Below are 8,116 nucleotides of genomic sequence, written 5' to 3' on the forward strand. Positions count from 1 at the left end.
CTCATCGTTATCAGCGATGCGCTCTAACCGACTGAGCTATAGGCCCTGGGAACGAGACATAACTTTACCCAGATACCGCATAACACACAAATCCGCTGGTCAAGCCCTGTTATTGTGGCTTGCCAGCGGATGTATGCCTGATGTTAAACCGAAGTTTTAGTCAGCTTCTTCCTGCAGTTGCACAGTGATGCCTCCGAAGAGGTCCACGATCGCGTTGTAGATAATCGCGATCAGTGGCGCGAGGATTGCCACGGTGATTGCTCCGATGGCGCCCAGGAGCGCAGAGACACTCAGGACGAGGCCGAAGGTGACGGCCTGTTCACCGCCGACACCGCCGATGACGTCGTTGAGATTCTGCCATACACCTGCGGTGTCCAGTCCGAAGTACAGGACGCAGACGCAGACGATCCAGGCAACCAGTCCGATGAGGGACAGTGCCAGGGCTACCCGGAAGGTGGCCAGAGGCGAGATTCGGGTGATCGATACTTCTCGGGTTGCCACGAATTACTCCTCGTTGTCGGCTTCGTTGTCAGCGTCGTCGTTTACACCGGCTTCAACGCCCGCCTCAGCCTCAACGTCGGCTGCTGCGCTCTTGGTGTAAACCTTGGCTGCTGGGCCGTCTACGGCGCCGGTGGCTACCGCCTCGGCGACCTCCTCGCCCTCTTCCTCAACGTTCTTGTCGATGGCGAGCAGTTCAACATCATCTTCGAGGTTGACCAGTCGCACACCCATGGTGGCGCGTGAGGATGGGCGGATCTGGTTGACCTCGGTACGGATGACGCCGCCGGCGGAGGTGATGGCGAAGATCTCGTCATCATTTTCCACCGCCACGGCGCCGATGAGACGCCCACGCTTCGGGGTGTACTTGAAGGTCACCACGCCGAGGCCACCACGGCCCTGGGTGGAGTATTCGTCGATTGGCGTGCGCTTGCCATAACCACCAGAGGTGGCCACCAGGAGGTATTCGCCATCGCGGACAACGCTCATGGCCAGGAGCTGGTCCTCGCCACGGAAGCGCATGCCCTTCACGCCTGCGGTGGCACGACCCATGGGGCGTAGCTGCTCATCGTCGGCGGTGAAGCGGATGGCCTGACCGTATTCAGAGGTCAGCAGGATGTCATCGCCTTCATCAACGAGTGCGGCGCCGATGAGGCGGTCACCGTCATTGAGGTTGATGGCGATCAGGCCGGCGGAACGGGCTGATTCATAGTCGGTGAGGCGGGACTTCTTCACACGACCCTGTGCGGTTGCCAGGACCAGGTACGGGGCATCCTCATAGGTCTGGATCTGGATGACCTGAGCGATGCGTTCCTCCGGCTGGAATTCCAGCAGGTTGGCCACGTGCTGGCCGCGGGCGGTGCGGGAAGCCTCAGGCAGTTCATAGGCCTTGAGACGGTAGACACGGCCGAAGTTGGTGAAGAAGAGGATCCAGTCGTGGGTGGAGCTGACGAAGAAGTGACGGACGATGTCGTCCTGTTTCAGTTCAGCACCGCGGACCCCCTTGCCGCCACGCTTCTGGGAGCGGTAGGCATCCACCTTGGTGCGCTTGGCGTAACCGGTGGAGGTGATGGTGACAACCACGTTCTCACGGGCGATGAGGTCTTCCTCGGAGACATCACCGGTGGCGGCGATGATCTCGGAGCGGCGCTCATCGCCGTACTTCTCGACGATCTCAGTCAGTTCATCGCGGACGATGGTGCGCTGGCGCTCTGGGCTGGCCAGGATGTCTTTGAGGTCAGCGATGATCTCTTCCAGATCTGCGAGTTCGTTGACGATCTTCTCACGCTCAAGGGCTGCCAGACGACGCAGCTGCATCTCGAGGATGGCGTCGGCCTGGATCTGATCGACGTCGAGAAGTTCCATGAGGCCGGTGCGGGCCTCCTCAACCGTGGGGCTACGACGGATGAGTGCGATGACCTCGTCGAGCATGTCCAGGGCCTTCACCAGGCCGCGCAGGATGTGCGCACGCTTCTCCGCCTGATCCAGGCGGTACTGGGTACGGCGGACGATGACCTCGATCTGGTGCGCCACGTAGTAACGCAGCATCTGGTCCAGACGCAGGGTGCGCGGCACGCCATCGACGATGGAGAGCATATTGGCACCGAAGTTGGCCTGCAGCTGAGAGTGCTTGAACAGGTTGTTGAGCACCACACGTGGCACGGCGTCGCGCTTGAGCGTGACGACGATGCGCATACCCACGCGGTCAGAGGACTCATCCTCGATCTTGGAGATGCCCATGAGCTTGCCATCACGGACCTGCTCCGCGATGTTGGAGATCAGGTTATCCGGGTTGACCTGGTACGGCAGCTCCGTGATGACGATGACGGTGCGGTTGCCCTCCTCCTCGATGGAGGTGACACCGCGCATGCGGATGGAGCCACGGCCGGTGGTGTAGGCATCGTGGATGCCCTTGTCACCGATGATGAGGCCAGAGGTTGGGAAGTCTGGTCCCTTGACAAACTCCATGCACTTTTCCAGTGCGGTGGCGTCATCGGCCTCAGGGTTCTCCAGCAGCCAGAAAATGGCGGCGGCGAGTTCGGTGAGGTTGTGTGGCGGGATGTTGGTGGCCATACCGACGGCGATACCGCCGGAGCCATTCATCAGCAGGTTGGGCACGCGGGATGGCAGAACATCCGGCTCAGTGGTCTTACCATCATAGTTCGGGGAGAAGTTGACGGTGTTTTCACGGATGTCACGGACCATTTCCATGGCCAGTGGGGTCATGCGGCACTCGGTATAACGCATGGCGGCCGGGCCGTCATTACCGCGGGAACCGAAGTTACCCTGACCATCCACCAGTGGGTAACGCATGGACCAGGGCTGAGCCATGCGGACCAGGGTGTCATAGATCGCGGTGTCGCCGTGTGGATGGTAGTTACCCATGGTGTCGGCGACCGGCTTCGCGGACTTCACGTAGCCGCGGTCTGGGCGGTAGCCGTTGTCATACATGGCGTAGAGGACTCGGCGGTGGACAGGCTTCATGCCGTCGCGGACCTCGGGGAGTGCACGTCCCACGATGACCGACATGGCGTAATCGATATAGCTCGACTGCATTTCCTCATTGATATCAATGGGACTGACGCGGTCGAACGTAGCGTTATTGTCGTCGCTCACTAGTTACCTTCCAATGTTTAAAGAACTAGTGGTCCACTATACCTGGGCATTTGCCTAAAAACTGCCTCAGAAAGCGATTAAGAGCGTTTTAAGACACCATAAGATACCAAAGTGATACCACTTCCCTAGTTTTCGGACTACTCTTGAGGCCATGGCCATGACACTTCGACTCAATGAGGACCAGGATCGCGCCCTGACCCTGCTGGCACGCGCCCAGGGATCCAGCAAGCAGGAGGCAGCACTGCGGGCAATCATCACCGCCGCCAGCCGTGTGGTGGCTGATGCTGAGATCGCTGACCTGGCGCGCACCTACGTGCCGGAATATGCCGGTGTGGAAAAACGCATCCGACAGAGCCGCTCATGAGAGGCCTGACTCCGGAGCAACTGCTGGTGATCGCCGATGAGCTCTGTACTGCACATGGTGAGAAGGTGCGGGACTTCACAGCCCTTGCCGCAGCCGCAGCCGTGAGCACCGCCAGTTTCCACGGCGTAAGGGTGCACGACTCCCCCCTCACCATGGCCAGGCAGGTAGCTGAAACCATCACCAGGCTCGCACCACTCAGTGGCCGCAATGGGCAGTTGGCTGCAACCACCCGACAGATCCTGCTGCACCTGAACGCTTAAGAAGCAGCACTCTCATCGACACAACCCCTCCCCCACCTCGGATGAGACTCCCGCTAAAGGCACCTCGGTTGCAGCATCAACATATGCGAATGTAAACTCTGTGACTGTTGTGATTACAGTGACGCAAGTTAACTCAGGTTGTTGCTGTGGAGGAAGAATTGCAACACAATCTTCAATCCATCAAGACCGGCCTCCTTGGCTCAATCCAGGGAGATCGGTCTTTTTGTCGTTAAGATGTTCCCCATGACTTCACTTAAAGAACTTCTTGTCAGCAACGGCTTCGACGCAGCAGTCACAAACATGGCTGATTTCATCTCCACCACCGTGGACAAGCAGTCAGGCCTCACCGGCATGGCACTCAAGGGCGCCATGGCTGCCGCAACCAAGGTAGATTCCGATATCCTCTCCAAGGGCTCCCGTCGTGTCCTACCAGAAATGGCAGAATCCCTCGACCCACTCTGGCAGGAATACACCGCAGGTGGCGGCACTGATTTCGGTGCCCACCTCGCAGCCAACAAGGACCGCGCACTGGACGCCATCCTCAACGTTGCCGACCGCAATGCCGACAGCATCTCCGTTCCCGGCCTGTCCAAGGTGTACAAGGGTGTCCGTGGCAAGGCCGCCAAGGTCATCGAGCAGGAACTACCTGCCATCGGCCAGCTCGTGGAGAAGCACGCTAAGTAACAACTGGGAGACTGGCGGGTCAATCACAAAAGGGCTTCACCGAAAGGCCCCCCCTCAATACAGAGATCAGTAGGGCTTGCTAAGAACAGGATCTCTTAGTTAATGCCAAAGCCTGTGGCTGCATGTGCAGCCACAGGCTTTTTATTTGCCCTGCTCCCCCACCTTTGATCTGGGGGGGTGGAAAAAGGGCATGAAAAAACCGCCGCACCCAGAAGGTGGACGGTTGATCATTACCAAGCGTTAGAGCTTAGAGAGGGCGAACCTGCTGAGCCTGTGGGCCCTTGGCGCCTTCGCCGACCTCGAACTCAACTGGCTGGTTCTCTTCGAGAGAACGGAAGCCGTTGGTCTGAATCTCGGAGTAGTGGACGAAAAGATCAGCGGATCCGTCGTTAGGGGCGATGAAACCAAAGCCCTTTTCGCCGTTGAACCACTTCACAGTTCCCTGTGCCATATCTATACCTTTTTCTTAATGAGGTGATGCTACGTTCGTCAGCATGATTCACTGACGCCCGAGTCGTTGGAACTCCTCGTCCACCTTTAACTTCCGCAGTTACTGCACAGTTAAGGAAAACTAGTCGCTCGCGTGTGCATCTCTTGCGAGCGCCTAGACACTGCGCACAGAAACCGCGACTAGGTACTAGTGTGCCATGAATTTCCTCCCAGCGATAGTGGGGGATCATAATTGGTGTCAAAAAAAGTATTTTAAACCCCCTACAAGGGGGAAAAATATTTAGAGCAGACCCGCAAAAGACACGAAACGATCAGCCACAATTCCGGGCTCACGCGCCCAACGATTATGCCCTAATTCCCCTGGTAGATCCTCAAAACGGACATCAGCGTTAGGGAGGAATCCTGCCAATGCCCTGCTGGATTCTGTGGGGCAATCCAGGTCATCGGTGAAGCGGGTAAAAAGAATGGGAAGTTCCAGTCGACTCATCTCTGCTACGTAGTCAATATCCTGACCGGTGAGGTCATTGAGCGAATTATTGCGGTGGAATCTGCGCCATTCACGCATATGTGCACCAGCCTGGCGGCCATAGCCGACAAAGTCCTTCCCCAGGATCTTCCCGGGCCAGTATCCCAGGCCATGGCCCCCGATGGTTCCGAGTAAGACGGCACCCATACCCAGTGTGCGACCTGTCTTGGGGTCAAAGGTGGGCCGGTGGGGAGAACCTGCCCCCACCCCGAAGATGCCCTTCAGGTTCAGCTCACGGGCTTCTGGGCGCGCGGCGAAGAGACAGGAGATCTGGCCACCCATGGAATGGGACAGGAAAATCACCGGGTGATTGGTCTCCAGTCCCAGTTCCTGCTTGGCCGCCCGGACCTGGGTGGGATAATCAATGGAGGCCAGGTCGTGATAACCCCAGGTGATGGATCTGGAGGCCCGGGCGGAGCTCTGTCCCTGGCCACGTAATTCACCGATGGCCACATGGAAACCGCGGGAGGCTAATTCAGCGGCGATAGGGCGGTAATAATAACCTCCCATGCCAAAGCCTGGCCACACCATGACCAGGGGTTTTTCCTCATCTCCCTTCCACACCTGAACAGGTGAGGTGGAGTCATCTGGCAGCTGGACAAGGACAGTGGCGGTGGGTTCAGTGGCAGTCACGCGTCCCAGGGTATCCAGAAATGTGATTCAGCATGCGAAAGCGCCCCGTAGAATAATCACAGTTGATTCTCCGGGGCGCTCCACATCAGAGATGTGACTTAGATGTCCAGGAAGCGGACGTCCTTGGCGTTGCGGGTGATGAAGCTGCGGCGGGCCACAACGTCATCGCCCATGAGGATGGAGAAGAGTTCATCGGCACGCTGCGCGTCGTGGAGGTCAACGCGGCGCAGGATGCGCACGGTTGGGTCCATGGTGGTTTCCCACAGCTCGCTCGGGTTCATCTCGCCGAGACCCTTGTAGCGCTGGATGCCGTCGTTGGTGTTGATCTTGCGGTTGGCGGCCAGGCCCTCTGCGAGCTGTTCATCGCGCTCTGCATCGGAGTAGGCGAAGCCGGGCTCGCCGCGCTGCCACTTGAGCTTGTACAGCGGTGGCTGTGCCAGGTAGACGTGGCCTTCTGCCACCAGATCCGGCATGAAGCGGAACAGCAGGGTGAGCAGCAGGGTTGCGATATGCTGACCATCAACGTCGGCGTCAGCCATCAGAATGATCTTGTGATAACGCAGTTTGTTGATGTCGAACTCATCATGGATGCCGGTGCCCAGGGCGGTGATGATCGCCTGAACCTCAGCGTTCTTGAGCACCCTGTCCAGACGTGCCTTCTCCACGTTGAGGATCTTTCCTCGCAGCGGCAGGATGGCCTGGAACATGGAGTCACGGCCGGACTTCGCGGAACCACCCGCGGAGTCACCCTCCACGATGTAGAGTTCGGACTTCTTCGGGTCCTTGGAGCGACAGTCAGCCAGCTTGCCGGGCAGTCCGCCCAGGTCGGTTGCTGACTTGCGACGCACCAGGTCACGGGCTTTACGGGCCGCCAGGCGTGCCTGTGCGGAGCCGACAGCCTTGTTGATGATGACCTTGGCTTCAGCAGGGTTGGCCTCGAGCCAGTGACCGATGTGCTCATTGGCCATACGCTGCACAAAAGACTTGATCTCGGTGTTGCCGAGCTTGGTCTTGGTCTGGCCCTCGAACTGTGGATCGCTCACACGCACGGAGATAACCGCAGACAGTCCTTCACGGCAGTCATCACCGGTGAGGTTGTCTTCCTTTGCCTTCAGCAGCTTGTGCTCACGCGCATAGCGGTTCATCAGGGAGGTCAGCGCGGAACGGAAACCCTCTTCGTGGGTACCACCCTCGATGGTGTTGATGGTGTTGGCGAAGGTGTGGACGGACTCCTTGTAGGAGGAGTTCCACTGCATGGCGATCTCAACCTCATGCTCGGTGCCCTTAGCTTCAAAAGCAACGATCGACGGGTGGATGGCGGTCTTGGTGCGGTTGAGGTGGTTGACGTAGTCCTGGAGGCCGTTGGGGTAGTGGAAGATCTTCTTCTTCTCACGCTTCTTCGGCTTCTTCGGTGCGTCAGCGGCTCCCTCATCATCAACCAGTTCGGTTTCGCCTTCGGCGTCGATCTGGTCAAGGGACAGCTCAACAGCGGTGTCGCCCTGCTCAGCCAGTGCCTCGAGCTCAAGCTCCTCATCAGAGGCACGGTTGTCTGTCAGGGTGATGGTCAGGCCCTTGTTCAGGAAGGCCATTTCCTGCAGACGACGTGAGATGGTCTCGAAATCAAAATCAGTGGTTTCAAAGATCTCAGCATCCGGCCAGAAGCGGATGGAGGTTCCTGAACCGCGGGCGTTACCGCCCTCTTCCAGCTCTTCCGGAACAGAGCTGTTGAAATTCTGGAACCAGTGCTTGCCATCTTTTTTGATGTGCGCTTCAACACGGGTGGACAGTGCGTTCACCACGGAGATGCCGACACCGTGCAGACCACCGGAAACCGCATAGGAATCGGAGTCGAACTTACCGCCGGCGTGCAGCTGGGTCATAACAACCTGGACAGTGGGGGCGCCGGAGGCGTGCATTTCCACGGGAATGCCGCGGCCGTTGTCCACGACTTCGACTCCACCGTCTTCCAGCAGAGACACGTCGACGCGGTCGGCATGTCCAGCCATGGCTTCGTCAACTGAGTTGTCGACAACTTCCCAAATCAGGTGGTGGAGGCCGCGCGGGCCGGTGGAACCGATGTACATG

The 8,116-nt window shown here is 58.5% G+C and carries 8 protein-coding genes; 3 read left to right on the forward strand and 5 right to left on the reverse strand.

Annotated features, from left to right (window positions below):
* Nucleotides 1-156: 156 nt before the first annotated feature.
* Both Q0M74_RS11810 and gyrA read right to left on the reverse strand, forming a co-directional pair.
* Nucleotides 157-501 carry a DUF3566 domain-containing protein gene (locus Q0M74_RS11810; RefSeq protein WP_293954712.1) on the reverse strand — a complete coding sequence of 115 codons (345 nt, stop codon included), beginning with the start codon at nt 499-501 and terminating at the stop codon, nt 157-159.
* A gap of 3 nt (nt 502-504) precedes the next feature.
* On the reverse strand, nt 505-3,114 hold the full coding sequence (gene gyrA, locus Q0M74_RS11815; protein WP_293954714.1) for a DNA gyrase subunit A: 2,610 nt from the start codon (nt 3,112-3,114) through the stop codon (nt 505-507).
* A 151-nt stretch (nt 3,115-3,265) separates the two neighbouring features.
* Between gyrA and Q0M74_RS11820 the strand changes: the two genes are divergently transcribed.
* The 3 genes from Q0M74_RS11820 to Q0M74_RS11830 all read left to right on the forward strand — a co-directional run bounded on the left by Q0M74_RS11820 (nt 3,266) and on the right by Q0M74_RS11830 (nt 4,422).
* Nucleotides 3,266-3,478 carry a CopG family transcriptional regulator gene (locus Q0M74_RS11820; RefSeq protein ID WP_293954716.1) on the forward strand — a complete coding sequence of 71 codons (213 nt, stop codon included), beginning with the start codon at nt 3,266-3,268 and terminating at the stop codon, nt 3,476-3,478.
* Complete coding sequence (locus Q0M74_RS11825) at nt 3,475-3,738, forward strand: TetR family transcriptional regulator (RefSeq protein WP_293954718.1); 264 nt, start codon at nt 3,475-3,477, stop codon at nt 3,736-3,738. Before Q0M74_RS11820 ends, Q0M74_RS11825 begins: the two co-directional genes overlap by 4 nt.
* 243 nt (nt 3,739-3,981) lie before the next feature.
* A complete protein-coding gene (locus Q0M74_RS11830) occupies nt 3,982-4,422 on the forward strand; it encodes a DUF6918 family protein (RefSeq protein WP_293954720.1) in 441 nt (146 codons plus the stop codon).
* 247 nt (nt 4,423-4,669) lie between these two features.
* Here the strand turns inward: Q0M74_RS11830 and Q0M74_RS11835 are convergent, their stop codons facing one another.
* The 3 genes from Q0M74_RS11835 to gyrB form a co-directional block, all read right to left on the reverse strand.
* Nucleotides 4,670-4,873 (reverse strand): cold-shock protein, encoded by a 204-nt coding sequence (locus tag Q0M74_RS11835; protein WP_293954722.1) that lies wholly within the window; start codon nt 4,871-4,873, stop codon nt 4,670-4,672.
* Nucleotides 4,874-5,152: 279 nt separating this feature from the next.
* Nucleotides 5,153-6,031 carry an alpha/beta fold hydrolase gene (locus tag Q0M74_RS11840; RefSeq protein WP_293954723.1) on the reverse strand — a complete coding sequence of 293 codons (879 nt, stop codon included), beginning with the start codon at nt 6,029-6,031 and terminating at the stop codon, nt 5,153-5,155.
* Nucleotides 6,032-6,129: 98 nt separating this feature from the next.
* Nucleotides 6,130-8,116: DNA topoisomerase (ATP-hydrolyzing) subunit B (gyrB, locus tag Q0M74_RS11845; protein ID WP_293954725.1), on the reverse strand; the 1,987-nt coding region annotated here is incomplete at its 5' end.

It is taken from the genome of uncultured Corynebacterium sp., from assembly GCF_945649885.1.
GTDB lineage: Bacteria > Actinomycetota > Actinomycetes > Mycobacteriales > Mycobacteriaceae > Corynebacterium.